This window comes from Paenibacillus sp. SSG-1, from assembly GCF_002224835.1.
GTDB lineage: Bacteria > Bacillota > Bacilli > Paenibacillales > Paenibacillaceae > Paenibacillus_AQ > Paenibacillus_AQ favisporus.
The window spans coordinates 1,263,062-1,288,814 of record NZ_MBRK01000001.1 but is presented as its reverse complement, the minus strand read 5'-3'; the positions used below and the strand labels follow the sequence as shown (position 1 = coordinate 1,288,814).

21 protein-coding genes and 1 pseudogene are annotated in these 25,753 nt (G+C 52.0%); 3 read left to right on the top strand and 19 right to left on the bottom strand.

The window, feature by feature from the left end; translation table 11 throughout:
- The 18 genes from BCV73_RS35685 to BCV73_RS05900 all read right to left on the bottom strand — a co-directional run.
- Positions 1–72, bottom strand: a 72-nt coding sequence (locus BCV73_RS35685; protein ID WP_256993122.1) for a DUF1972 domain-containing protein, incomplete at its 3' end; no start/stop codon positions are given.
- A 77-nt stretch (positions 73–149) separates the two neighbouring features.
- A complete protein-coding gene (locus tag BCV73_RS05975) occupies positions 150–1,715 on the bottom strand; it encodes a glycosyl hydrolase family 28-related protein (protein WP_218828110.1) in 1,566 nt (521 codons plus the stop codon).
- A 27-nt stretch (positions 1,716–1,742) separates the two neighbouring features.
- Entirely contained in the window at positions 1,743–3,125 is a 1,383-nt protein-coding gene (locus tag BCV73_RS05970) for an O-antigen ligase family protein (protein WP_218828109.1), read from the bottom strand.
- Complete coding sequence (locus tag BCV73_RS05965; RefSeq protein WP_089546463.1) at positions 3,125–4,411, bottom strand: glycosyltransferase family protein; 1,287 nt, start codon at positions 4,409–4,411, stop codon at positions 3,125–3,127. The genes BCV73_RS05970 and BCV73_RS05965 overlap by 1 nt, the downstream gene beginning before the upstream one ends.
- Positions 4,412–4,434: 23 nt before the next feature.
- Positions 4,435–5,529, bottom strand: coding sequence for a glycosyltransferase (locus tag BCV73_RS05960; RefSeq protein WP_089546462.1), 1,095 nt, complete (start codon positions 5,527–5,529; stop codon positions 4,435–4,437).
- Complete coding sequence (locus BCV73_RS05955; protein ID WP_218828108.1) at positions 5,441–6,763, bottom strand: hypothetical protein; 1,323 nt, start codon at positions 6,761–6,763, stop codon at positions 5,441–5,443. The genes BCV73_RS05960 and BCV73_RS05955 overlap by 89 nt, the downstream gene beginning before the upstream one ends.
- Positions 6,763–7,875, bottom strand: coding sequence for a GNAT family N-acetyltransferase (locus BCV73_RS05950; RefSeq protein ID WP_089546461.1), 1,113 nt, complete (start codon positions 7,873–7,875; stop codon positions 6,763–6,765). The genes BCV73_RS05955 and BCV73_RS05950 overlap by 1 nt, the downstream gene beginning before the upstream one ends.
- A 25-nt stretch (positions 7,876–7,900) precedes the next feature.
- On the bottom strand, positions 7,901–9,019 hold the full coding sequence (locus tag BCV73_RS05945; RefSeq protein ID WP_089546460.1) for a GNAT family N-acetyltransferase: 1,119 nt from the start codon (positions 9,017–9,019) through the stop codon (positions 7,901–7,903).
- Positions 9,016–10,506: a lipopolysaccharide biosynthesis protein gene (locus BCV73_RS05940; protein ID WP_089546459.1), complete on the bottom strand. Its 1,491-nt coding sequence runs from the start codon at positions 10,504–10,506 to the stop codon at positions 9,016–9,018. Before BCV73_RS05940 ends, BCV73_RS05945 begins: the two co-directional genes overlap by 4 nt.
- The gene (locus tag BCV73_RS05935; protein WP_179231908.1) at positions 10,493–11,608 is read right to left on the bottom strand and encodes a glycosyltransferase family 4 protein; all 1,116 of its coding nucleotides are present in this window, start codon (positions 11,606–11,608) and stop codon (positions 10,493–10,495) included. The genes BCV73_RS05940 and BCV73_RS05935 overlap by 14 nt, the downstream gene beginning before the upstream one ends.
- Positions 11,605–12,948 carry a phenylacetate--CoA ligase family protein gene (locus BCV73_RS34935; RefSeq protein ID WP_218828107.1) on the bottom strand — a complete coding sequence of 448 codons (1,344 nt, stop codon included), beginning with the start codon at positions 12,946–12,948 and terminating at the stop codon, positions 11,605–11,607. Before BCV73_RS34935 ends, BCV73_RS05935 begins: the two co-directional genes overlap by 4 nt.
- Positions 12,945–15,122: a bi-domain-containing oxidoreductase gene (locus BCV73_RS05930; protein ID WP_089546457.1), complete on the bottom strand. Its 2,178-nt coding sequence runs from the start codon at positions 15,120–15,122 to the stop codon at positions 12,945–12,947. Before BCV73_RS05930 ends, BCV73_RS34935 begins: the two co-directional genes overlap by 4 nt.
- Before the next feature lie 14 nt (positions 15,123–15,136).
- Positions 15,137–16,930 carry an alginate lyase family protein gene (locus BCV73_RS05925; RefSeq protein ID WP_218828106.1) on the bottom strand — a complete coding sequence of 598 codons (1,794 nt, stop codon included), beginning with the start codon at positions 16,928–16,930 and terminating at the stop codon, positions 15,137–15,139.
- A gap of 197 nt (positions 16,931–17,127) precedes the next feature.
- Complete coding sequence (gene wecC, locus BCV73_RS05920; RefSeq protein ID WP_089546455.1) at positions 17,128–18,396, bottom strand: UDP-N-acetyl-D-mannosamine dehydrogenase; 1,269 nt, start codon at positions 18,394–18,396, stop codon at positions 17,128–17,130.
- 68 nt (positions 18,397–18,464) lie between these two features.
- The gene (galU, locus tag BCV73_RS05915; RefSeq protein WP_089546454.1) at positions 18,465–19,361 is read right to left on the bottom strand and encodes a UTP--glucose-1-phosphate uridylyltransferase GalU; all 897 of its coding nucleotides are present in this window, start codon (positions 19,359–19,361) and stop codon (positions 18,465–18,467) included.
- Positions 19,362–19,642: 281 nt separating this feature from the next.
- Entirely contained in the window at positions 19,643–20,293 is a 651-nt protein-coding gene (locus BCV73_RS05910) for a CpsD/CapB family tyrosine-protein kinase (RefSeq protein WP_306433647.1), read from the bottom strand.
- A 13-nt stretch (positions 20,294–20,306) separates the two neighbouring features.
- Positions 20,307–21,056 carry a YveK family protein gene (locus BCV73_RS05905; RefSeq protein WP_179231905.1) on the bottom strand — a complete coding sequence of 250 codons (750 nt, stop codon included), beginning with the start codon at positions 21,054–21,056 and terminating at the stop codon, positions 20,307–20,309.
- Between the two features lie 39 nt (positions 21,057–21,095).
- Entirely contained in the window at positions 21,096–21,836 is a 741-nt protein-coding gene (locus tag BCV73_RS05900) for a tyrosine-protein phosphatase (RefSeq protein WP_076168530.1), read from the bottom strand.
- A gap of 331 nt (positions 21,837–22,167) precedes the next feature.
- Between BCV73_RS05900 and BCV73_RS05895 the strand changes: the two are divergent.
- From BCV73_RS05895 to BCV73_RS05885, 3 genes and pseudogenes are all read left to right on the top strand, one after another.
- Positions 22,168–22,365: pseudogene (locus tag BCV73_RS05895) on the top strand (helix-turn-helix domain-containing protein); the annotation flags it as partial.
- A gap of 182 nt (positions 22,366–22,547) precedes the next feature.
- On the top strand, positions 22,548–23,195 hold the full coding sequence (locus tag BCV73_RS05890) for a metal-dependent hydrolase (protein WP_089546450.1): 648 nt from the start codon (positions 22,548–22,550) through the stop codon (positions 23,193–23,195).
- Positions 23,196–23,561: 366 nt separating this feature from the next.
- A complete protein-coding gene (locus BCV73_RS05885; protein WP_076169574.1) occupies positions 23,562–24,482 on the top strand; it encodes a cation diffusion facilitator family transporter in 921 nt (306 codons plus the stop codon).
- A gap of 52 nt (positions 24,483–24,534) precedes the next feature.
- Here the strand turns inward: BCV73_RS05885 and BCV73_RS05880 are convergent, their stop codons facing one another.
- Positions 24,535–25,698 carry a DUF2264 domain-containing protein gene (locus BCV73_RS05880; protein WP_089546448.1) on the bottom strand — a complete coding sequence of 388 codons (1,164 nt, stop codon included), beginning with the start codon at positions 25,696–25,698 and terminating at the stop codon, positions 24,535–24,537.
- Positions 25,699–25,753: the final 55 nt, after the last annotated feature.

Sequence of the window (25,753 nt, the reverse complement as noted above, 5' to 3'; positions counted from 1 at the left end):
GACGAGGTTTTCAACCCCGCCGTAATGGGCCGGTATTCCTTTGGAACCGATAATGAACACATGGGTTGTCATCTGACCTACCTCTTTTACAAAAAAATTTATCGGGATAAAAAAAAGGACCCGCTGGGGTCCCTCTAGCATCGTCCATCCTAGAAATTTCTCGATATCTCCATGATCTGAGACCCGTATACCAGCAGCGTCATACTGGAATCAGCCGGAAAAGATACATAAGATCCCGAGCCTTTCAGCTTCACGCCAGGAATTTGGCGCGAAATTCTTAAATTACTCGTATAGGAATAAATAACGATCATCCGCGGCAGGGATTGCGACAGATTTTCTTTCGTCAACTGCGTGACAACGGTGGGTTTGCTGCACGCGAAGACCGCCAACGTCAGATTGGACAGATCAACCGCCGTTTCGTTATTGGTAAAAGCCCGATATTCCTCGGACAAGACCCCTTTTAGGGGCACGGCTGGCAAGCCCTCGGTGTTTCCGCTGAGATAGTTCGTACTGACCGGTGTATCCGAGTAGTATCCCTGATTGAGCGTTCCCTGCGGATAATTCGTAAATTGGTTGGACGTTACGCTGACGGAGGTGCATGTCGCCGGGCTGTTGATGAGTAGCGGCTGGTTTTTCCCATACTGGCTGCGGGCATTATTGCCGGTTATATTGATAAACGAGCTGTCCTTGATTTGGATAGCATATATGCCGGGGAAAAACAGGTTGTTATTCGATATATTTCCGATAAAATAGGGGCTGTTCTCAATATAGACACCGGTCGATGCAATGTCTTCACCGGATTTCCAGGTAAGGTTATTTCCGTTGATCACGCCGCCGACAATGGCGGAGAGGAATATGCCGTATTTTTGGGCCCATGCCACATTGTTGTTCGCAACGACGAGATTAAATCCGTCACGTGCGATCACCGCGCTGTCGACCGCTTCAAAGAGATGGTTTCCTTCGATAACCACCCAGTTGAAGTTTTCAATATATATATTGCTTTTCTCCATTCCAGTATGGCCGAAGAAGAAGGTGTTCCCTTTGCAAATGAGGCCGTCAATGCCTTTAGCCCAAATATGATACATATTTCCGAAAGCGCCACGGACGTTCGTTCTAGATTCATACATATTGTTGGAGAAATTCACGTCCCCCACGACATGGTTTCCACCGTCATCCGGAGGCGAATAATCCACATACAGGCCGTAATTGCAATCGATCAGTTGATTGCTCGTAATTGTGTATCGGGAGGAATGTTGGGTTTTGTTCACCTTTTCAAAATAGATCGCTTTCAGACATTGAATAAATCGGACATTGGTAATCAGCACACCGTAATACCATCTGATATTAACCCCGTTGCGGACTTTGTCCCCCAGAATGGTAATGCCGTCGATCTTCACGTTGCCAGTCCCGGTGAACCGGTCGTTTGTCGTCGGGGTCCCATACAGATTAATGCAGCCGTTAAGAGTGCCGGTGCCCGTAATATAAATATTGGACGTTCTGATCGTGATGTTGGCCTTATACACTCCATCGGGAATAAGGATCGTTCCCCCGGTCTGCGAAATGCTGCTGATCGCCTGCTGGATCGCCGGTGTGTCATCCGTCACGCCGTCGCCTTTGGCTCCGAATAGCCTGACATTGATTCCCGCCCCCAGGGAAGGATCAGCGAATGAAGCGGACAATGGCTTGCTTGGATCCCCGTTTTCTCCTCCGGACATCATAAACGCCTCCCTGATCGATGATGGTTATACCCCCTCGTTCACTAGCATTATATTGGCGGCCGGATTTCTTTGATTCGGGCAGTTTGACGCCTCCATTGGTCCATTTTGTCTGCGGTTAATGCCCCTCCTGGCAAAAACGAAGCCGAAGGCGATGATAAAAAAGGTATAAACGCAGAGGCTGTAATATTGATTCGGATTAAAATTGGCGACGATAAAATTTCCGATAAACAAACAAAGTGGAAACCACCTCTCCCCTTTATACAAGCGAAGGCTCCACAAGAAGAGCAAGACGTATGTGGTGAAAAATAGAATCCCGCCAATCGTTCCGAGTTCTACAAAGGCATTCAAAAACTGGGAGTGCAGGGCGATGTCGTTAACCCCATGATGAATCTGCATATACGGGATATATTGACCTGCGCCAAGGCCGATTCCCATGTGCTCCTTCATGATCCCAAACGCTTCGTAAAACTGGACAAAACGGTGCGATTCGGTATTGCCCCGGTCGAGAAACAAGATCTGATTCAGCTGGTCGAAATACATCTGATAGATGATCAACCCGGCCAAAGCCGCAAACATCACAATACCGAGCTTCTTCAGTAGCTGATACTGCACGCCGATTTTACCGGTAAGTAAAAAGACTAGGAACTGCACGCACACAGACAAGTAACCGATCCTTGTGAATGTAAGGAATAAAAAGAGCAGATTCAGGAGAAGTGCGGCCGCACCGAAAAACGTTCTCTTGTTCAGAAAATACATCAATAGGACCGGAAACAACACCGCTGCCAGGTTCCCTGCGCCGTTGCTTGCTCCGACAAACCCGACGACCCGCTTCGCGACCTTGACGCCTTCATAGTAATTGATCGAATCTTCGGCTGCGAACAGCAAATATGAACGGTTCGTAACATATTGAAGAATGCCGAGCAGGGAGTTGGCCAGGGAATAGACGACGATGAGCTGCAGCAGCCAAGAAGCGTTCAGCTGCATCCTTGCCAACATATACAGCAGGGATGCCATCAGGAGTATATTTACATACACATTCAGATGATACACGTACAGTCCGGATTCGTAGATTTCCGAAACAAACCCTTGGAATACGAGCACCAGCAGAAGGAGCACGATGAAGATGGATACGGTCTGCAGTCTGGCGAGGCCGGAACTATCGTTTCCCAAGCGATGAATTCGCCTGCGGAGCATGAGATGCACTATCAGGGACAAATCCGCTGCCATCAAGACGAAAAAAGTCAGATCCACGTGAACGTCACGGAAGCCTGCACTCAGTTGAATCCCGCTGACCGCGGCCAGAAGCACCATGCCGATGGCCAGTGCGATCATCCCTTTTGCCGGAATAATGTGGACCGCTACCAGAAAGCCTAATACCAGAACGGGAATGATAAGCAAGAGCACCATCATGGCAACGGTCTCGGGGCCCGAAAAGTCCGTTCCCCTTGTGCGACCCGGCTGATGTCCCCAATAAAATCAAGCAGGCATTGGGCCTGCCGGCTTCTGGAATACCTTCCCCGATCCGAAAAGTCATAGTGACCGTCGATCACTCGGTTCATCCCCGAAGCCACTGCTTCTGCATCATGGGCACAGCATTCGCCATAACGCCCGTCTACGAGGGAGATCAGCTCCGGATCCCGGGTGACCGCCAGGATAGGCTTGCATGCCCCGATATATTCGAAGGTCTTTCCCGGAATCGCATAATCACTCCCCCGAGGGTGCGTGAGGATCACGGCAATATCGGCCTCCTTCAGACGCTGGACTGCCTTCTCGTGATCCATGCTGCCGAGTACCCGGACATTCACCCCGATGCCGGTAAGGTCTACGCTATGAAGGTCCTCATACGCCTGCTGATCGAGCAGTCCGATCAAATCGAAGCGGATCCGTACGCCGGACTGCAGGTGATACGCCCGGAGACCCTCAATCAAACTTTTCAAATTTCTTCCTTTATAAATAGATCCGAGATGAACCAGACTCAATGACTCGGGCGGTCCGCTTGTAAAAGGCAAGTACCGGCAGTCTGTGAATTGCGTATCGTCAAAACCGTTTTTGATCAGCACTACTGGAATTCTGTCCGTACCGGATTGATAATGACGCACAATCCCTTGAGAGACGGCCACTACACCGTCAGCCAGCCTGGCCAGCTTCGCCTCCGCGAGGCGGTAAGTCAGGCGGGGATGGCCTTCGCCGATACTGTGATTAATAATGTCGCGAATTTCAATAATCGCCGGAACCCCGGGGCACTTGGCCTTAATGTAGTCCAGAATATAAAGACCGTAAACGTCAGGCACCGTGACAAACACCGCCTGGATCTCTTGCTGCTCCATAAGTTGGTCCAGCTGCCTGAACAAGGCGGGATTGATTCGGACGAATTTGAACCGGCTGTACCTGTAATTTCTCCAGGCCGACAATACCCACTTGTTCCGCAGCAGTTTCTCTGCCCGATCTTTCAAAGGATGCTTGCGGACGGCGTTCTCGCCGTCCTTCAATGTCTGGGTGAACGAGCTGACCGGCGATGCGTACGCCAAGTGGATATTGGAGAACCGGCTTGGCCGGGCTCCGTGCTTGCCGTCGCTGATCACGACCAGCCGGTATTGCTCTTGAAAGTGGCGCATTAGCCCCTCAAACCGGACCGACGCCACTACTGGTTCTCCCTCTGTATAATCGGAAATGACGATCATGGTGTTCTTCATCCTCTGTTTACCTCCCGCACACGTTATCCTAACAGCTGACGGTATCCTTCCACCGTTTTCTCCGCCGCCTTCTCCCAAGTATAGTGAGCAGCAATTCTACGCTGAAGCTGCTCATTTCCGGGCGATTGGAAAGCCTGCATGACGGCACGCTGAATACTCTCGACACTGCCCGGTTCACAGTAGAAGGCGTCATCCCGAAAGTATTCCCGAGTCGTTCCCCTCGTCGTCGCAACGATATTGCAACCGCTGACAGCCGCTTCCAGGGAAACAAGCCCGGGCGTGTCGTACCAGCTGGGTAGAACATGAACTTTGGCTCTTCGGTACCATGCTTTTAAATCATCATGTTCCATTTCGGGAACGATCTGCACGTTGCTGTTTCCAATGGCTTTTTTCATCGCGTCAAAATATTTCTGCTGCGTTCTGTGCGCCGTTCCTGCAAGCACCAGCTTGTAAGGAAGGCCGCGAAACGCCTTGATCAGGTTCAGCTGATTTTTGCGCGGCTCGAACCGGCCGACGCAGAGCACCAGATCCCGATCCGGCAGCGGCTCACACCAAAACAAACCGGCGTCAATGGCATTCGGCACAACCAGATATCGGATCGGTTTGCCGGGCTTCAGCACGTTCCGGATGAGCTCAATCTCGCCTTCTCCATTGGGAAGCAGAAGATCGACCTGATCGAGAATGTCCCTTTGCAGACGGGTGTATCCCCGGCGGATCAACTGCTTTGTGCCATCGTGCTTCTCGCCGTCGAGGTAGTACCTGTACAAAGCTCTGATTTTTTCCATTCCGTCGTAATCGATCAGCCGGTTGATCATCCTCCTCAATCCGAATTGGCCCTGCTTCTCAAACTCGGGGCTCCGCCAATAGATCGTAGATAGAACCGTTTTTTTGTTTTGGGCTTTGGCATTTTGCACGAACAGGCTTGTTTCCTGCGGACGGAGTAAATTGAAAATATGGACCAGGTCGTAACCCGATACGTCCACCGATGGATCGCTGTTAATATCAATCCGGATGTCCGGATATTTTCGTTCAATAAACTCTTTGGTCTTGACGATTTGGACGGTGTCCCCGCCTTTTCGGGTGAACAGATTGAATCTTGTCTGGAACAGCACCTTCACTGGCTCTTCCCCTTTCCGGGCTCTCCTCGCCCAATGGTGTCATGACGGTATACTCTCCCGGGAGTACCGGAATATTAACGACGCCGTTTACAGCCTGCACCGATGTTCCATCGGGTAGCCGCAGCCGGAAGGAAGGCAGATCCCGGGACCTGAGCGACAATGTCCGTCCCCGGTGTTCCATTTCATGCCTTAGCTTAAAACGGCCGTCCGCCATATGTTCGATGACGGAATGGTCTCTGGTATTCACGTAATCCGCCAGCTCCGAACCGGTGCAGTACCAGACATTTTTGCCCTTCAAATAGCTGAACAGCTGGATCAGGCTCGCACTGTCGTCGAAAATGTTGGGACTCTGCCGTTTACCGTCATCACGCGAAGGGGCGATATGCTCCTGGATGCTGATAACCAATTGGTGCTCCATAAGCGCATCCACGCTGCGCAGCTTCTGCCGGATATAGGTCTTCCTGAGCATACGCTTCACCGCTCCTTTAGGGGACCGGACCGATCCGAACGCACCGTTCAGCAGCGCGCCATTCACGGTGGATGGAATGTCAATAACTCCGCGGCTCCCAAAACGCTTGATATCGTAATTGGTCAGGGGATCGGGGTCCGTCCCGAAAGTCGGATCGGAGATGCCGGACTCCAATCCGCGGTTCCAGTATCTGCACCACCAGGTGAAGCCGGAGCTGTTAATACTTTCGTCGGAAAATTCGTTGCTGGTATATCCGCAGTATTTTCCCCCTAGAGGTCTTGCGCCCGCCGCATCTTCAAAGATGTGCAATCCCTCACCTATACGTTGCAGGGCCTCGTCCAGACTGCCGAAAGAAGCCCATTCCTGGCGGAAATCCGCAGCAAGCCTTCCAGGAACTCCATGAGTTGTTCCATGATATGCGAGCTCGTAGTTCGGATGGTGGTGAATGAACCTAAAAAACGCCCTGCTGTCTTCCGTCGCATTGATGGGTTCGGAAACCATGGTTAGCTGAGGTTCAATCACCATCCCCACTCTGCAGCCGACCGGAACAAAAAAGGTCACCTTGACGTCCGGATATTCGCGTAATATCCGCTCCTCCAAAAAGCGGAACGAGGATTGGTCTTCATTTCTGAAAAAACCCCAATCCTCGCCCCATTCCACTTTTCCGTTGCTATTCGTATCCACCCAGGCGTTCGCAAGATCATCAATCATGAACAATACCGGCGAAGCCGCACCGTTATACCATTTGCACAGTTCGATTCGCATCATTTTGTCTCCTTACCGATAATCCTGCGCTCCCGTTTCCCCTCGAACAAGGATTTGATTTGTTCCTTGTTGACCTGCAATAAACTAAGTGCCCTTAGCAGGCTGCTGCGCCGGTCCCGTTTGACCAAACGGTATTGGTAATGGATTCTGGCCGAGTCAGACCAATAAAATTTGTATTCCTGCACGCCATGCATAAAATCGATCTCCCTAATGCCCTCACGGGAATAATGTTTCATCATCCGGTTGACCAGGATGAGACCGGCGCCGTACTCGGCGTAAGCCTTAGAGAACGCGGTCAAATACATATATACCTTACTGTTATAGCGAACCGTCATCCAGGCCGAAGCCATGCATCCTTCCACTTCCAGATAAGAGAAGTTAACCCGGTCCGTACCCTGGTATTTTGATATGATGTCCCGATAGAAGGCCATCATCTTATTTTCATGAAACATGCTGTCCGTCCACCTCTGCTTGTGCAGCGCCGTGAAACGATCCCAGACAGCGGAATCAAACGGTACATCAATCACGATTCGTGCTTCGCGGTCCTGATGAAGTTTTCGCTCTTTCCGTTCAATCGCCTTGATTCGGCTGTTCTCCAGCTTGTGCGGGTTGTACAGTTTTAAATTGATATAAGGAGCCACGGATCTCGGCTTTATGTACAGCTCTGCCCAGTCTCCGAAAGCCTGGCCCAGCAGCCCAGCCACTGGATGATGGGCGTGAAGATTGTATAAGTCCATACAATCCCATTCGTGCCGGTGCTCCCGTAAACACTCCGATATTTCCTTCATCATCCTGGCGTAATTATACTCCTTATGTAATAGGATGCTTCCGGATTCACCGGTTCCGTGTATGATAAAGCGAAGAGATCTCATTCGCATCCCATGCCATTTTTGCCCTAGGATATACAGCGGTGCAATCGCAATGCATTGGTCCCGATCGGTTACGGCCACAATAAACAGCTCCTGATCCGGTTTGGACAAATGCCGTATGTACGCCTCCAGCCACTCCCAGGTATCATACACCTCGGCAGCTTCCATATGGTTCACGAGCTCCCGCCAGCGCCCTTCCCATGCCGGAAGCTCTTCTCTGCTTCGAATCACCTGCGTCTTCATGCTAGTTCACTCCATCTTCATTGGCTTAGTGGGCGTTTCTGATTTGCTTGACGGCCCGAAGAAGCTCCCGGTAACGTACCAGCATGCGCAGCAGCCTCGATTGGCGGCTGGACTCGTTCCACATGGCGAAGGTATAGCTGACTGAAAACTGGTTTGTCCAGCGGAATTTCCAGGGATAGGTACCGGCACCAAAGTCAATCTGGTCGGCCCGGTCATCCTCAAAGAGACTTCGGATCATTTCCATCAAAAGCACGTCGGAAATACCATGGTAATGGGAAAATTTAGGCGAATAACCGGTGTTCCATCCATACAAAACCCCTTGATATAGGTAACAGCATTTATAAATGATGATTTCACCGTCTCCCGACTCCAGGTAAAACAACAAAATGTGGTCGTTATCCTCAAATAAGCGCCGAAGAAACCGCTCCATACCTCTATCCTCGAACAGGCTGCGGCGTTCCTTCCTCCCCTTCATTTCCTGTAGATACTTTTTTTCCAATTGATGCACTTGGGCAATTTGTTCATAGATGTCCCGGGTTTGGCCACCGCTAACGCAGCGGAATCTGTATCCTGTTTCCCTGAGCAGCTTGATGCGCTTATGTTTCATTTTGGTATCGACCATTTCTTTTTCAAATTGTTCATACGAGTCAAATCCGTCGCGATTGATCCTCGAACAGGAGGTCAGATATTCGGTATATTGGCTGTACCGGTCGTGCCGCAGCAAATAGCGCAGCAGCTTGGTATCCATCTGCAAATGTGTCAGCTCGATTTTGTCCCATTTGGAGGAATGCTGCTCGATGGTACGGAACAGCTCCTTCATTAGAATGGAAGATTTAAACCGGCTGGAATCGGTGATAAAGCTGAAATAATCGCCTTTCCCCAAAAAACACAGCACGTTGCACTTAGCGATCTTTTTATCGATTTGCCGGATCATGAGAGGGGCGATCGCGACGAGCTCCCGATCCCGGTAATGACAGACGATGAACAGCTCCTTGCCTGGGTCCTGACCAAAAGTCAGCCACCACGTATAATTAAATTCAAATGTACTGTAATACGTTGCATCCGGATCAATTTTCGTCAGCTTCTCCCAATCTTCACGGAGTTTGAGAAAACCGTCCGTGTCAGTCACAATTTTGGTCATCATGTTTCAGACTGAACCCCTTCCATGATGATGGTTTCGGATCTGCGCCGTACAAACCTGCGCCAATCCCCCATCAGCTCTTTGCGGGTCATAAACTTAAAAAGCATGCTCAAAACGATGAATCCGGTAATGAGCAGCGTATTCAGCGCAATTTCAACCCAAATGGCATCCACAAACGGCATGTAGGCCCTGTAAATACCATATATTGGCAAGTAGATGATCAGGTATTTGTAGGGAAACCAGACACCGAGATGGAGCGGATAATATTTGGAACCGTAATGATGAAAAACGATGTTGGTCACCGCGTAGGAGATCACCGTTGCCAGGGCCGAGCCGTATATCCCGAACCATGGTATCAAAACGATATTGCATGCGACATTCAGTACGGCGGCCAGCATCGTGATCAAATAATTGATCCGCATTTTGTTCGCGATGTGCAGTCCAAGGGAGTAAAATGCGATGCTCCCTGACAGGAAGTAAGAAAATGAAATGATGGGAATGACATCGGCCGCCGCCTCATAATTCCCGGGGGCGACCAGTTGAACCGCCACATTGGCAAACAGGGACAGGCCGAGAACGCACAGCCAGCCGAGAAAATTATACATGCGGAACATGCCGCGAATCTTCTCCGCTCCGTCCGCCTCCTTATAAGCCCTGAATTTAAATGCCGTAAACACGGACATAAACGGATTGATAAAAACCGGGTTCATCAGCATGCCAATCTTATAGCCGATCGAGTACACCGCAACCGAAGAAAGATTCATATATCCCTTTATCAGGAACCGGTCGCTCAGTCCGAGCACCCAAGCCGAAATATCCCCAAGCAGCAGGCCGGTCCCATAATTCAGCATCCGGCGAAGCGGTTCAGGACGGAGCATAAACCGGAAACGCCGGATATTAACGCAGAATAGTACGGCGAGGACTAGCGCGTTGGCTAACAACTGCGCCCGCAAAATGCCGATCACGCCCATGTCCAGCCGAATAAACAGAAGCAAGACAAACAGCAGCGTTAAGATGAGGACTGCAAACGGAATGCTGCTTGACCGCAGCGCTTTAAACTGCATGGAGTAGTAACTGGAGTAGATCAAGTTCAGGCAGCTGAAGACCGAAATCATGACTACATAAGGAATGTACTGGCTAGCAGTGTCCGCCTGCCCGAAAATCAGGCCGGACACCCACGGGCTAACGCCCCAAGCCGCCGCGATACAGAGGCCGCCCCATAGCAACCCGAACGTAAGCGCGGTGTTCCGAAGCCCTTCTTTATCGTCGAACTCGTTAAAAAAGCGGATCATACCCGAGTGGACGCCGAGAGCGATCATTAGAGACAGCAGCAACTGCATGCTGAGGATCAAATCGTACTGGCCGTACATTTCCTGTGATAAGTGATGGGTATATAAAGGAATCAGCAGCAGATTGACGAGCTGGGTCATCAGGGAAGATGCAAAGTAGACAAACCCGCTCGACAACATTTTCCGGTTATCCGTTGACATGCGGGATCACTTGGCTTTCTTCTGGAATGTCCTTCACAATCCTTCGGTACCATTCAATCAGATCCGGGCCGTAGTCAACGGGCTTCAACTTTGCGGTCTCTTCTTTATACGACCTGTAGCGGTTCATGATATCCAGAACTTTATCCGTCAGCTCACCGACATTTCCGGAGTTGAACAGTACGGTCCCCTCCGGCCGCCTGCACACGTTACTTGCGACCGCGGGGATCTGAAACCGCAGCGCTTCGGCTATGGAAACGCCGTATCCGTCCGTAAGGGTCGGCCGGATGAATAAATGGCTTTTCTTCAAGATCGGATACAGCTCGGTTTGCTCAGCCTCATACCAGGAGAAGGAGTCGTCCAGTCCATATCCACGGACCCTGTTCCGCAATTGTTCATAGTAAAGACGCTCTTCGGCGCTCTGTCCGGCAGATCCCAGGACGGCGAACAGGCAGCGCACCGCGAGTCCCCGAGACTTCAGCTCCCGCATCACCTCGATAAGAAGATTCACGCCGTACGCATCCCCTTCGGGAAGCTGCCGAATAAATCCGTTAGCGCTGATCACAAACCCCCTACCGTCCAGGAAAGCATGCACCTCCGCGGGAATGGCCCGAGCATCCTCCTCACAGTCTTCAGGATGGATGTAAGCCGGTATCGTCTTGACTCGATCAGAATGGAATCCCTGATCCAGAAGCATCTGCGTAGTCGCTGGATTGACGCATACAATCCCGTTTAGAGACTTCAAGCTGCGAAGCAGCATGCGCCTCATGAGCGGGCTCGACTCTTTCAGCTGCTGCGCCAGGCTTTCGCCGTGAACCGTCAGCATGATTTTTTTGCCAAGCAGCCTGTATACTCCCAAGAGCAGCCGCAGGCGCTTATCAATCGTATGAAAATGAATCAAATCACCCTGGATAAAAGGAATCTGCAGCAAAAAACGTCTATAGCTCAACATCGGCACTACATTCAAGCTATCTCCCCGGTGACCGGACTCATTGTAAACAATGCACTCCATGCCCTGGCGTTGCAGCAGCCGGGACAACCTGCGGATATGGACGGAGATTCCGCCGATTGGGGGAGGCAGCGGCCCAACAATGACAATTTTCATAACGTCACCTGTCCCTCTCCGATCCGGACCTCGACATTCTTGAACTTGCCCGTTGCCGACCTTGGAATATAAGTCACGATCGAGCTTGTAAAATGCATATCCGGAGTAAACAGAGATTGAAGCTTGCCGATCATCATAGCGATGTCCGGGCGTACAGCTTCCTCGGGCAGACTCGATTCGACGAGGATCTCGATGTGGTCGTAGTTGTGCTGGATCAGCTTGCATGCGCTGAAGGTCGTCGTCCCCCTCAAGGCGATGGCCATCAGCGGAGAGGGAAGCATGTCGCCATTAGGCTTATACATGATCTCTCCCATCCTTCCGTCGATCGTATCGATCACCGGAAACAGATGATCTGCCCCGCTGCGCGGCTCTTCGATCAGCGGCGACGCCGCATCGGTCAGTTCATACCGGATGAGAGGCATCACGTCATTCAGCAGCGAGGTTCCGATGATGGCACCGTTATCCGGGTTCTGCTCTACATAGCTGTACAAGGGGAGAAAATAGTAGGCTCTCGTCTCATCCAGCCATCCGGCTAGGGCGGCCTTTTCGGTCTGACCGTAGTGGGCAAACAGCTGCGCTTCATGAAATACGTTGTGTATAAAATGAACCTGATAATCATGAACCATTTCGCAGGCGAGCAGGATGGCTTTGGGCTTCACTTCATGCTGCTTCCCAGCCTGAACGGCCAGTTTTGCAAACAAGGCGATGGCCGATGGAAAGCCATACAGGTACCGATACCCCGTATCCCGGATGGCCTGGACGATTTCCGGCACATTTCGCTCATGGATCGCCGTCGTATTGATTTTAAGCGTTCGGGAATACCTATCCAGCCGGTATACCTGATGATCCGGCAATGCTCCCCTAAACTCCACGCGTCCCTCGCCGGGCTTATAACCGACCCTTGCCCATTGAAAGCAGATGGCCGCCCATTCCCTTTGCTCCACCGTACGATTTGAATACAGCGTCAAGGAGACTCCCGTCGTCCCGCTCGTTCCAAGCTTCTTCAGCTTCCGCCCGCGGTAGCGGTTGACGATCATATCCTCTCCGTGGCTGCGGATGTCTTCCTTGCGGATCACCGGTATCCGAGCAATATCACCTGCATCTTGGAGCATGGACGGATGGAATCCCTGCTTGTCGTATAACTGCTTATAGAACACCGTCTCTTCATAGGCGAGCGTTACCATTCGCTTTAGTGTTTCCAACTGGGCGGCGCGGATCTCTCCGGGGCTCATTTGCATCGTCTGCTCGAACTTGTACAGCCACAGATGAAATTCCCTGCCGACATTCACGTATCGGTACGGTAAATAGGACAAAATGCGCTTTGCAACCTCTCTGGTCATCCCCATTGGCTATTCATTCCCCCGGTTAAAAATCCCTCTACCTCCAGTGCCATGTCCGTGGCCTGCACCTGCTGCCACAGCGGTATCGGCCAGGTTCCGCCTTTCTGGATTGCATGGGCGAATCGCTCCAACGCTTCCCGCTGTCCCTTGTCGCTGATCTTGGTCTCCAGACCTTTGGCACGGCTGCCGGCAACCACCAATTTCCGGTAGTCGTCCAAAAAAATGTTCTTCCCATCCACGTAGATGTCCATCTGTTCTTTGGCGTATTCCTTGGAACCTAATGATGTATAGGTGACGGAAGCCACGGACCCGTCGGCAAAATGAAACGTAGCCACGAAATTATCGGTATGCGAATAATAGTTCGTCGCCGGCTTCAAATGATTCACCTGGGTATCAATCACCCGACTGCCTGTCAAATAAGTAAACAAATCATAAATATGGCAGCATTCGCCCAGGTTCCGGCCGCCGCCTTCTTCCGTCTGCGTCCAATGATCCAGAGGTAAATAGCCAGCGTTCATGCGGTAATTGATTATCATCGGATTGCTCCGGTCATGAACTATTTCCTTGATGCGTGAGCCGTATTTGGAGAATCTCCGGTTAAAACCGGTCATCAAAAGCGGCGCAGATTGTCCCGCCTCTTCGTGTTCCTGATAAAACTGCTTAATGAACAGCAGCTCATCTGCCGTCAATGCCAGAGGCTTCTCTACAAACACATGCTTGCCTGCCATCAAAGCATCAAGCACCATCGGACCATGTGTGTCGTGACGGGTTGTAATCAGTACGGCGTCTATATCGGGATCTTCCAGGATCACCGGGAGACTGGTGGCTGCATAAACTGCTCCGAATTGCCTAGCCGTCGCGGCAGCGTTATGACCTGTCTGGCTCATCACTGCTTGAAGCGTAAACTGATCGGACAGCGACTTCAGATTGGGCAAATGCATGGTTTTCGCAAAGTCGCCCGCTCCTACCAGCCCCACTCGGATCCGCACTTGTTTCCGCTTCGGCGGCTGAACCTCGGGCTGGATGATCACTTTATGGATGGGCTTCATGCCGGCGGCACTTTGCGGGTATGACAGAAGTACCATCATCGGTTTGGTATTCTGCTGGATATAAGCATAAGCTTCGGGGGCTTCGTCAAGCCGGTATACCCGAGAGATCAGCGGTTTAACGTTTACTCGTTCTTCAGCCAGCAATTTCAGGTATTCGCCCATGTTGCGGTTCTCAGTCCACCTGACATAGCCGACAGGGTAATCCCTGCCTTTCTCCTCGTAGTTGTAGTCATACCTTCCGGGTCCATAGGAAGTGGAAATATAGAAGTCCAGTTCCTTTTCATAGATATCCGCACGGTTGATATGAAGACCGACATCGCCGACCACCACAACCCTTCCTTTTTTTCGGGTCATCTTGAACGCCTCCGAGAGGATCGTGTTGGATTTGGCCGCTGCCGTAATGATGACACCGTCCGCGCCGATGCCGTCTGTCAACCGGTGTACCACATCCATCGCGCTGCCCCCGGACGGATCGATTGCATCGTCCATCCCGAGCTGACGGGCGAGGGTGATCCGGCCCGGGTCCAGGTCTGTTCCAATGACGCGGCAACCGTTTGTTTTCAGAAATTGAACCGTCAGCTGGCCGAGTATACCCAGACCGATGACGACAAAGGTCTCTCCTAATGTCGGCTGAGCCCTGCGTACGCCCTGCATGGCAATAGCGCCCAGCGTAACTGTGCTTGCCTCAGCAAGGTCCAGCCCGTCCGGGACCGGCACCACCAAGTTCCTCGGCACGCGAATGACCTCCGCGTGATGGGCAAATTGCGCTCCGGCACACGCCACTCGGTCGCCTGGTCTAATATCCGTGACTTCTTCACCCACCTCAATCACTGTACCCGCGGCGGAATAACCTGTCGGTTCAGCCGTTCCGACTTTGACCTGAAGCAAGGCCCGTGTGCGAGATATTCCCTGCGCGGCAACCATCCGCATAACCTTTTTCACCTTGTCGGGCTGCTGCACCGCACGCTTCCAGAGAGGAACGCCGCTTGAACGCAGTCCGCTGATTTCGGTCCCGCTTGAAATGCAGGAGTGGTCTACCCGCACCAGGACGGTCCCTTTCAAAACCACCGGCTCCGGAATGTTCTCCACCACCGCCGCGCCCTGTCTGATTAACACTTGATTCATACTGTTCCTCCATTCTATGTCCAGCGAAACAAGGCGCGCAGTCCTTGTCCGCTTCCCCGAACGCATAATTTCAAACTTGACTCGCGTACGCCGTATCGGGGTGATACCCAGGCTTCCTGGAGCCCGGCTTCATCCGCTCCCTGTAAGATCAGTTCCAACCGGACAGCTCCGCATTGAAGCTCCCAGGTTCCTCCCATGGAAACGGCCAGAGTACCCGGCGGAAGCACAAAACAAGCCGTGTAATCCACGGCGGCTGCTGACTCTTGACCCGACAGCTCCAGCCTGTCCACGACCTCCAGCTCGCCGCTTCGCAGATAGAAATCACGCCTGTGGATCACACCGCACTTCTCTGTGTAGCCGAAGTGACTGCCAGAGAAATATTCCCCCGTGAAGGCGTCGCATTTGGCAAACGTCTGTTCGCGCATAAGAAACAGTTCGTGCTCGCCAAAGTCATTCTGTTCATGTCTTCCTACCTTTATGGTGCTGTGCATTCCGGTGCTCCGGAAAAGGTTCCGCTGATGAAAGTCCGCAGAATATACATAAGTTCCGGGATCAACGATAACATCCTGCCCTTCCACCTGAAGCTCAAAGCTCAGCTGATCATTGTGGCTGTGAGCTCCATGCCCGTGAAAGGACAGCTCGCCGCAGCGAATCAAGCAGTACGCCTTATGATTCCGCATCACATAAAATCCGCCGTGCGGGAACGCGGCCGGATCGGTATTCCGCGCGTCTAGCAACTGTACCATCGATGGTGGACCTGTCAACCATAGGGCATCCTCACACATGGAACGACCAGCCTGCCGGAAATCCTCTCGTCCGAAAAATTCGCCTGCTGCCGCGAGCAGAAAGCGAAAATCGCAACGTTCCCAACTGCCATAACGGGCCGTGATCAAATACCTTCCGTCGTCCGCATCGCCGAACATGGGTGTCCTTCCGTCCGGCTTCATCACGGACAGCATGAAATCATGCATCTCCTCGAGCCGCTTCATGAATCGGGCAGAGAAGAAAATGCCGTTGCGGGCACACCATATGGCACTGACAAGCAGCAGTTCCGCTACAAGCCGGTGGTACGAGGTAGACGCCTCATAGCTAGCACCATCCTCGTGAACCTGGACAAACATCTCCTTCTCCATTTCACGGACACCGAAATCCAGCCATTCCTTCGGTCCACTCCGGCATTTACCAGGAGCAGTGACTACAAATTCCCCGAAGTACAAACCTAATCCAATCAATCCGGCGAGATTGGACATGTAATGATTTCCCGTATGTTCATCCGTATTTTCTAAATTGTTCATAATGAACTGGCCATGCAAATACAGAGAAGCGTTAAGACGATTCCAGAATGCATTGTCAAGCAAAGGGCTATCCCGGAAGAAATAAACCGCCGAGATCCAGTTGACGGCACGAATAGCCACATCCATTGCGCATGTCCAGTTGACCGACATCGCAGGAGGGTTCTCCCGGAGCCAATCCTCTGCCTGGGCTTGAAATTCTAAGGCATACTTCTCGTTGCCGGTCAGCCAGTACGCCTTCCCGAGCGTGAAGGCATGCTGAAAACGCGAAAGCTCCCAGGGAACCTTCACGTCAGCTCTACTGAATAGATCCACAGTCCGGATCTTTTTGTAATATCGGGGCTCCCACCGGTATCCCGACTTAAAATCAACATGCCAAGGTAGGTTTGCCCCCAAATCGGTCATTCCTGAGCCCAGCAGATCAAACTGATGGGCGCAGACGATATCCGCCTGCCGTATGATTTCCGCATCCAGGCCTTCATTTCGCAGAAACGCGATATACCGATCCTTATTCATTGAATCGAACAGAAATCGACCAGCCACAGTAAATCCTTCGAAGTGGAATGGATCCAGTACAATCGGGGCGAAACGTATCCGAAGGCTCATGTACGTATTACGCGTTTCATCCAGGACTTTAGACGCCACTTTCAGTACTGCTTCATGCGGTGTCATCCGCCTGAGCTTCTTAACTTTCATAAGCAGGGAGGACATATCTACACGCCTACCTGGACACGGGGCGATTCGCTGAAGAAGCCGCGCGTATCCATTACGATTTTTTCCTGAAGCAGATTCCGATCAATCGGGTAAAAAGCATCATGGTTCACGAGAAGCAGCACGATATCCGCCTTGCGTACAGCTTCCTCAATCCCCATTAATTGGACCCCCGCCTGCTGCAGAGACTCAGGCAGAACCCGAATATGCGGCTCAACAGCAAGGAGGGTTCCGATTTCCAATTTGGACAGGTGCTCAACGATCGCAGCGGCAGGGCTCTCACGCAAATCGTCTATGTTTGCCTTGAAAGACAGTCCCAAGCAGGCAATTATCGGCGATTTGAGCCGTTTGGCCCGCTCCGCCACTTTTTCTACGACATAACCCGGCTTAAAGTCATTGACCACTCTGGCAGTATGAATGAGTTTTGCCTGCTCGGGGGCGGCATCGACAAGGAACCAAGGATCCACAGCGATACAGTGACCCCCAACTCCCGGACCAGGCTGCAAGATGTTAACTCGTGGATGATGGTTCGCAAGACGGATCAACTCCCATACGTTGATACCCAAATGGTCACAAATCAAAGAAAGCTCATTAGCAAACGCGATATTGACATCCCGGAACGAGTTTTCCGCCAGTTTGGCCATCTCAGCCGTTTTGGCATTCGTCTCCAATATTTTTCCGCTAACGAATTGTCTGTAAAAGGCTACGGCCCGTTGAGTGGATTCCAAATCAATGCCACCAATAATCCTGTCGTTCTCAACCAGCTCCCTTAGAATCTGTCCTGGCATGACCCTCTCGGGACAATGGGCTACATAAATCCGCCGGGAGGCCTGATGAACCGAACCAGATACGCTCAAATCGGTCCTTGCTTCCATTAACCATTCTGTGGCCGTCTCCGTGGTCCCAACGGGACTCGTGGATTCGAGGATTACGATATTGCCAGGACGTAAATAGGGAACAACGGCGAGGACAGCCTGCTTAACATAGGATAAATCCGGTTTCTGATTCTCCTGAAAAGGAGTCGGTACCGCCAAGATAAAGACGTCAGCTTCCTCCGGCTCCTCCGACACGTGCAGTCTTCCGCTCTGCACAGCAGCCTTCACCATAATGTCCAGATCGGGTTCCACAATATGAACCTCGCCTTGGTTGATTAGATCTATAGTCTGCCTATTTACGTCAACGCCATGAACATCGAATCCCTTAATCGCCAGCAGGCTCGCTGTCGGAAGCCCAATATAACCGAGCCCGATGACACATACCTTATTAACCATATTCGCCCCTACCTTGCTTTTATATTTGAATTAATTAGCGCTTCCTTAATTAACGGGGAATTGCATTCTTACGACCTGGGTTCAACTCTTTCCAGCTTCATGATCCGCTCCAACTCCTCAAGAAGCGGAAGTTTCAGCTCGCTCTGCTGCAAAGCAAACTGAACGGATGTCAGAATATAGCCCAGCTTTTCTCCGACATCAAACCGCTCGCCTTGAAATTCATAACCAAGGCATCCCTGCTTCGCGATCAGCTGCGAAATGGCGTCGGTTAGCTGGATTTCTCCGCCATAGCCCGCCTTCTGATATTCCAGGATACCGAATATGTCCGGTGTAAGGACGTAACGCCCCATAATCCCCAGATGAGACGGAGCTTCCCCCGGAGCCGGCTTTTCCACCACGCCGCGCAGCTCATAGGCCCGGGGGTTTGTATCCAATCTGGAGCTTGGATCAATAATGCCGTAACGCTGCGTTTGGTCGGGAGCTACCGGACCTACGCCCACTATCGGTCGTCCATATTTTTCGTACTGCTGCACAAGCTGTCCGATGCATGGAGTTTCCGCTCTAACGATGTCATCACCGAGAAGAACGGCAAAAGGCTCATTGCCGATAAAATTGCGTGCGCACCAAATTGCATGTCCCAGGCCCTTGGCCTCCTTTTGGCGGATGTAATGAATTTCAACCACCGAGGAACGCCTGACCATTTCAAGCACATCCAGTTTTCCTCTTTCAAGTAGGTTCAGCTCTAATTCGAATGAGTAGTCGAAGTGGTCCTCAATGGCCCGCTTCCCCTTGCCGGTTACAATGATGATATCTTCGATTCCTGCCTCGATCGCTTCCTCCACAATGTATTGGATGGTTGGCTTGTCGACGATCGGCAGCATCTCCTTGGGCATCGCTTTGGTCGCCGGCAGGAACCGGGTACCAAGTCCCGCCGCTGGGATAATTGCCTTCTTTACTTTTTTCATTGTACTGCCCCCATTTCTAATCCTTCTATCCCTGGTGTCATACCAGCTTCTGTCTCTCTGGATGAAAGTATGAGCTATATTGTCATTAACAACATAGCTCATACTTCGATCACGAAGCATGAATAAAATCGGGCATTTAACCCGGCCTCACGTCACACTTTCGACGATAAACGTCTAAGGTACTCTCATACCCACAGCATGACCGAGTGCCTACCATGATAAAGGTACAGTAGACATAACCTTTGGGACCGGACTCATTCAAGCCCTGGCTCAGACTTGATTTATTGGTGATAATAGCGGTACTGATTCGCTTCTGATTTGCTGTACTTTTTTTGATTTAACACGACTCCCAGAATTGACGCCTTTGCATGCTCTAACTTCTCTTTCGCTTTCTGGATATATTCCCGCTTTACTTTTCCGGCCAGAATCACGATGACGGCACCATCAGCCAAAGAAGACACAATTAATCCGTCAGCTACAGCCATCACTGGTGCGGTATCAAGCAGAATAATGTCATAGCATTCTTTCCAAGCCGCAATCACTTCCGGTAATTTGTCTGATGACAATAGCTCGGTCGGATTAGGCGGGACAGGACCTGCCGTTACGAGTGACAGGTTTTCAACCACTGTACTATGGACGATATCCCCATAAGAGCATTGGTCGGCAAGCAGATTTGATAAGCCTACACGGTTCGATAAGTTAAAAATACTATGCTGGGAAGGGTGTCTCAGATCTGCATCGATTATAAGTACGTTCTTCCCTTCCTGAGCATAAGCAACGGCCAAATTGCTGATTGTGGTCGATTTGCCTTCACCCGCCTGTGTTGACGTTACAGCGATAACCCGAAGATTTTGATTCCAACCAGAAAACTGGATATTAGTGCGAATGTTCCTATAACCTTCGGAAATCGAGGATCTTCGGTTTACATTCATGATCAACTTGTTCCTATTGGCTGACTGACGCATATTTTTCACCTGCCTGCTTTTTGGATCGGTCTGTGGAACGCGAACGCAAATCCTTTTTCTTCATTTTCCGGACTGAGCCCAGCGTTGTCAGTTCCAGGTACCGCTCCACATCCTCTTCGGATTTGATCGTGTCGTCCAAATATTCCAGAAACAACACAAGGCATACAGCTGCCATCAACGAAATCACGAAAGCTGTAGCGGTGTACAGTTTTACATTCGGAACCACCGGCTTAGGCGAACTTTTCGGCGCGGCGTTGTCCAGAATGGAGATGTTGTCTACCTTCATGATTAAAGGGATTTCATCCTTGAACACCCTCGATACGGCATTTACAATGTTCATCGCCTGTTCATATGAGGCGTCCCTGACTTTGAGTTCGATAATTTGGGAGTTTTGGGCGGTTTCAACACTGACCCGATCCCTCAAATCCTGGGTGGTCACGTTTAGAGAGGGGTATTGACGAACAACTTTGTCCATGACGGATGCCGATGTGATAATGACCTTATAGGAGTTGATCAGCATAATGTTAGAATTGATTTCATTAATATCGAGCGTCGGTTTTCCCTCGCTGTCCAAATTGGACTTATTGACGATCATCGTGCTGCTTGCTTCATAAACCGGCTTCATGACATAGATGCTGTAGGCACCGGTGCCGGCCGAGCACAAAACGACCACCAATACGATCAGCCAAAGACGCTTTCTTAACATTTGCAGCAGCAGCTTGAATTCCATAATCCTTCCCCCCAATTTCATCGAATGGTTGCCTCCGCTCTAGACGGTGGGCTGATGAAACGTTCCGATCTCCTTTCCGCTGATGAGCTGCACCGCATGTTCCTCCAGGCTCCTCCGAAAGCCTGCTCCACACAGCTTGTCGATGATGCCAAGCCCTTCCTGTGCGTAAAATTTCCGCCGGACCGTGTTGTGCGCATCCGTTCCTATCAAATGGACCAACCGGTGTTTGCACAAGTAAGCAGCTGTGCTCTGTACCGATTCCCCAAAAAATCCGGCAAGAGATTGGGTCGTCACCTGCAGCAGGACGCCGAAGTCCCGAATCCATCCCGCCACTTGATCGGGCTGATCGATAATCCCCAAATTCCGTTCCGGATGGGCAATGACGACCCGAAGATCGGCCCGCTTCATGAAGGCAAGAAAATCTGTAAAATACCCGGGCACCTTGCGGGAGGGAAGCTCTACGAGTAAATAGCGGCTGCCGGCAAGCGTCTGGATCCGGCCGCGCCGGAATTCGGTGGGATAACGTTCGGTAAGGTGGTACTCCTGTCCAGGGAGCACCTTCAGGGGGATCCCGGCGCGTTTGAGCCTGGCGTTAAACAGCTTCACGCGGCGGTTGATTTTTTTGGCGGAGTTCAAATAATGTCTCTCTCGGTGGTGCGGGGTGGCGATGATCGTCGTAATCCCTTCTTCCACTGCAGCCGCAGCCAAGCGAAGTGCTCCATCGATCGTTTTCGGCCCGTCGTCCACAGCCGGCAGGATATGGCAGTGTGTATCGATCATACGTATCAGCATCCATCCCTTTGATTTTTGAAAAACAGCGCAACATTATGTATCATTAAATACGGAAGCTCGACAGAATATGCACTGGTTCCGGCTTCCTGGTGTAACAGATGGTGACGAATTGCGTCTTTATTCCTGGTATTGGATTAATCTATGAATAAAGATTGACTTTCCAAGAGGAGAATGAACCTGTTTTTTTGGGTAAATCGGTTCAAAAACAGCTTGCACTATTGACGACACTGTTAATTTACGATACATTTTGTATCATGTCAAGCGTTATTTAGCAGGTCCAATTGCTCACGCATACCCGGGTATCCAAGGGGGGAAAGAAATGAATTACGGCAACCGAATATCAGAGCTTAGGGAGCAGAAGAAATTGACTCAAGAGGCATTGTCCATAACCCTTGGGATCAGCCGGGCGGCCTTGTCCCACTATGAGAAGAACCGCAGGAAACCGGATTTTGATACGCTGTCGAAACTGGCTGATTATTTTCAAGTCTCCATAGATTATTTGCTTGGACGGACAGAGGCAGCCGCGGCGGACGAAAATTCGGATACAGCCAATCCGGCTGATTAACGGACCTGATGGTAACACGAACTTTAGTCCTATCCTCTCTGACAGGCATATACACGTGACACCAAAACGTGTATAATACGATAGCAAACATATGTTTGCCTGCAATCATCCTGATGTCAGTCAGAGGAGGAGAAATGAAGGGTTCGACACATCTCGCTATAGGCGTAGTGATCGGTGCTGCCGCCGCAGCCCATTATCCGTTTACGCTGAAGCATGCAGCGATGTACATCGCGGTTTCCGCCTTATCAGCGCTCAGCGCAGACCTCGACGGCCCCAGCATGCTCAGTTCTACCCTCGGCCGGTTCTCGAAATGGCTCAGAGAATGGCTGTACTGGTCCGGGCTGCTGCTCGTGATCGTCCTGGGGTACCTGTATATTGCTAAGGGGAGCTTTTATCTCGAATATTCCATTTTGGCGCTCGTCCTGTTTCTGCTCGGACTGATCATTAAAGACGGCATGATTCGTAACGTGCTCGTCAGCCTGATTGGCTGCATATTGATTTACGCCGGAATACATAACGCCATGGTCTGGATGTCCGGACTGGGTGGATTTGTGGGTATCGCCCCTTGGCTCAAACACCGCGGCATGACCCATACCGTCTGGGCGGTTTGGCTCTGGGCATGGATCAGTTCCGGACTGGAGGCATACCTCAATCTGGAAGGGATCATGCTCGTATCCACCGCCGGGTACTTGTCCCATCTGATCGCCGATTCGATGACGCCAAGCGGTGTAAAGTGGCTGTATCCGCTCTACAGGAAATCCTTTAAACTTCCGTTTAAATAGCCTCCGCAGTTAGACGATCCAGCCTTGTACCGGAAAGCTTCTGTTTCATCAACCAAGCAGCGTCAATTTAGGCCTCATAGCCGTCATAAAGCCTCCTGTTATTTGTCCGCCTCCTGCACCTCTTTTTATGCGGGTAAGACAAATGTCACGGGAGGCTTTTGTTCTGTCGCTTGAGCCGGAAAGTGGGAATATGATGTATACGATTCCACCTTTTTCCGAATACTTTTAACTCGGAGGACTCCCGAGGCGCGATATTGTCGTGTCATGCGGGGGTTATCTTTGTCCGCGAGGCATGTTTTGGCGTAATAAGAAATGTTTATTTTTGGTTATATAAAAAGAAATAAACCCAAGAATAGAGCGAGGAGACTGGAGTCCGTGGCCAGCAAATCAATATTGGCGGTATGGGTCAGCCTCATCAGCAACGTCTTGCTGACCCTTCTCAAAATCATCGTCGGGCTGTTATTCGGCAGTAAGGTTCTCGTAGCCGACGGGATTCATAATGCAGGCGATGTCGTGGCGACGATCGCGGCACTTACCTCGGCCATGGTATCCCGCAAGCCGGCGGATGAAGATCATCCCTACGGGCATGGGAAAGCCGAAGCGATCGCATCGGGCATCGTGGCGATCATTCTCGTCATGGCGGCGCTGCTGATGGTGTATAAATCAATCGAATCGCTGTTCGTTCCTCCAGCTGAAGCCAGCTGGATCGCGCTTGCGGCCGCGCTGGTTTCCCTGATCTGGAAGCAGATCCTGTACATGTACTGCATCCGGATCGGTAAGGCCGAGAACAGCCGCAGCCTGATCGCCACGGCCTATGACCATATCGCGGACGTCTACGCTTCCGCAGCCGCGTCCATCGGGATCGGCATTTCGCTGATTGGCGAAGCCTATCATATCCCCTATACGGAATACGGCGACCCGGTGGCCGGGATTATCGTATCGTACCTGGTGATCCGGCTCGGGTACAAAATGGGACGGGAGTCCGTCGACATTCTGATGGACAAAAACATCACGAACGAGCAGCTCGCCATGCTGAGCTCGATCATCTACTCCGTTCCCAACGTGAAGCGCGTCGACAGCATTCGAGCCCGGGAGCTCGGCAACGCCATCATCGTCGACGTCAAGGTCAGCGTCCCCAACCATCTCACCGTACAGGAAGGGCATGACGTCAGCCGGGAAGTGAAAAAAACGATCATGGAGCGCATGAAGCAGGTGGCCGACGTCATGGTGCACCTGAACCCATGGTACGATGACGGACAAGAGGCTGTCCCCGCCAGGCCGAAGTAGCCTGGGGGACAGCCTCTTGGTTTGTGACAACCACGGTTCCGTCATCCCGTGCTTAATGTCCAAGCGCATGGTCGATTCGGCCATGCCCGCCGCTCCAAATCCGCTTGGACGTCCACTCGGCTTCGCCCTGCCAGAACGGATCGTTCTCCGGCAGCGCGAGAGGCAGCAGGACGGTCGCGCATAGATACAAGCTGCCCGTAGAAATATAACCCTCGCCCAGCTCCGGCTGATGACCACTGAGGCCAATGCGCAGCCAGCCTTCGGCGTCGTACGTTCCGGCCGGCTCAAAGCAGCGCTTCATGACGGCCGTCAGCGCGCCGCGCACCTGCGCCGCGTCCAGCCCTTCCGGCAGCCGCCGCTGCCAGGCCAATTGGGCCAGCAGATGGAAGGCGCCCGTCCGGTAGCTGATGGACCGGCCGACCACCGGAAAGCTGCCGTCCGGGGCGATCATGCGCTCCAGCTGCTCCGCGTAACGCTGCGCCCGGACGAGCGCAAGTCCCTTGTGCGCCTCCCAGTCCGGCTGCAGCGCGCCGGCGTGATCCAGCACGTCCAGCAGCATCGGGTGGATGACAAAGCTGTTGTAGTAGTCGGCGTGGTACGCCGGCCCGTCGCCGTACACTCCGTCACCGGCGTACCACTGTTCCAGTTGCTTCAAGGCGTAATCGATCCGCATCGGATCCCAGTCCCGGTCGCCAAACCGGGCCAGAGCCGTCTCGATGACCGCCGAGAACAGCAGCCAGTTGTTGAAGAACGGCTTGCGCGTGCGGGTCAGCTTCCAGGTGGATAGCCATCTCTGCTTTTGCTCGTCCGTTAACGGATCCCATAAAACATGGGGCGCACGGAGAAAAGCTTGGCACAAGAAGGCCGTGTCCACGATGGGCTGATGCCCTTCGCCAAAATTCAGCACGTCCGGGGAGGCCGGGTCGCTGGCCTGCTCCAGCGCTTGATGCGTCAGCCCCAGCAGCTCTGTGCGCAGCCGCTGCTCCTCCGCGCTTCCACCCTCGGCTCCGAGCCAAGGGGCGATGCCGTCCAGCAGGCGGCCAAAGGCCTCCAGATGGGTGTAAGCCTCCCGGCCATCCCCGCTGCTCTCCACCGGCATCTCTGCGCGCAGCCTTCCCTCCGCAAGCCGCGTCAGCACCGGACGCGCCCAGCGTTCCAAATGATGAAGCCAATACAGCCGCTCTTCCCTGCCAGCATGTTCTGTTCGTTCCGACATTACTCTGTCTCCTCTCCCGGCTTCACGGCCGGCCCTAAGTTGAATGAAATCGCCG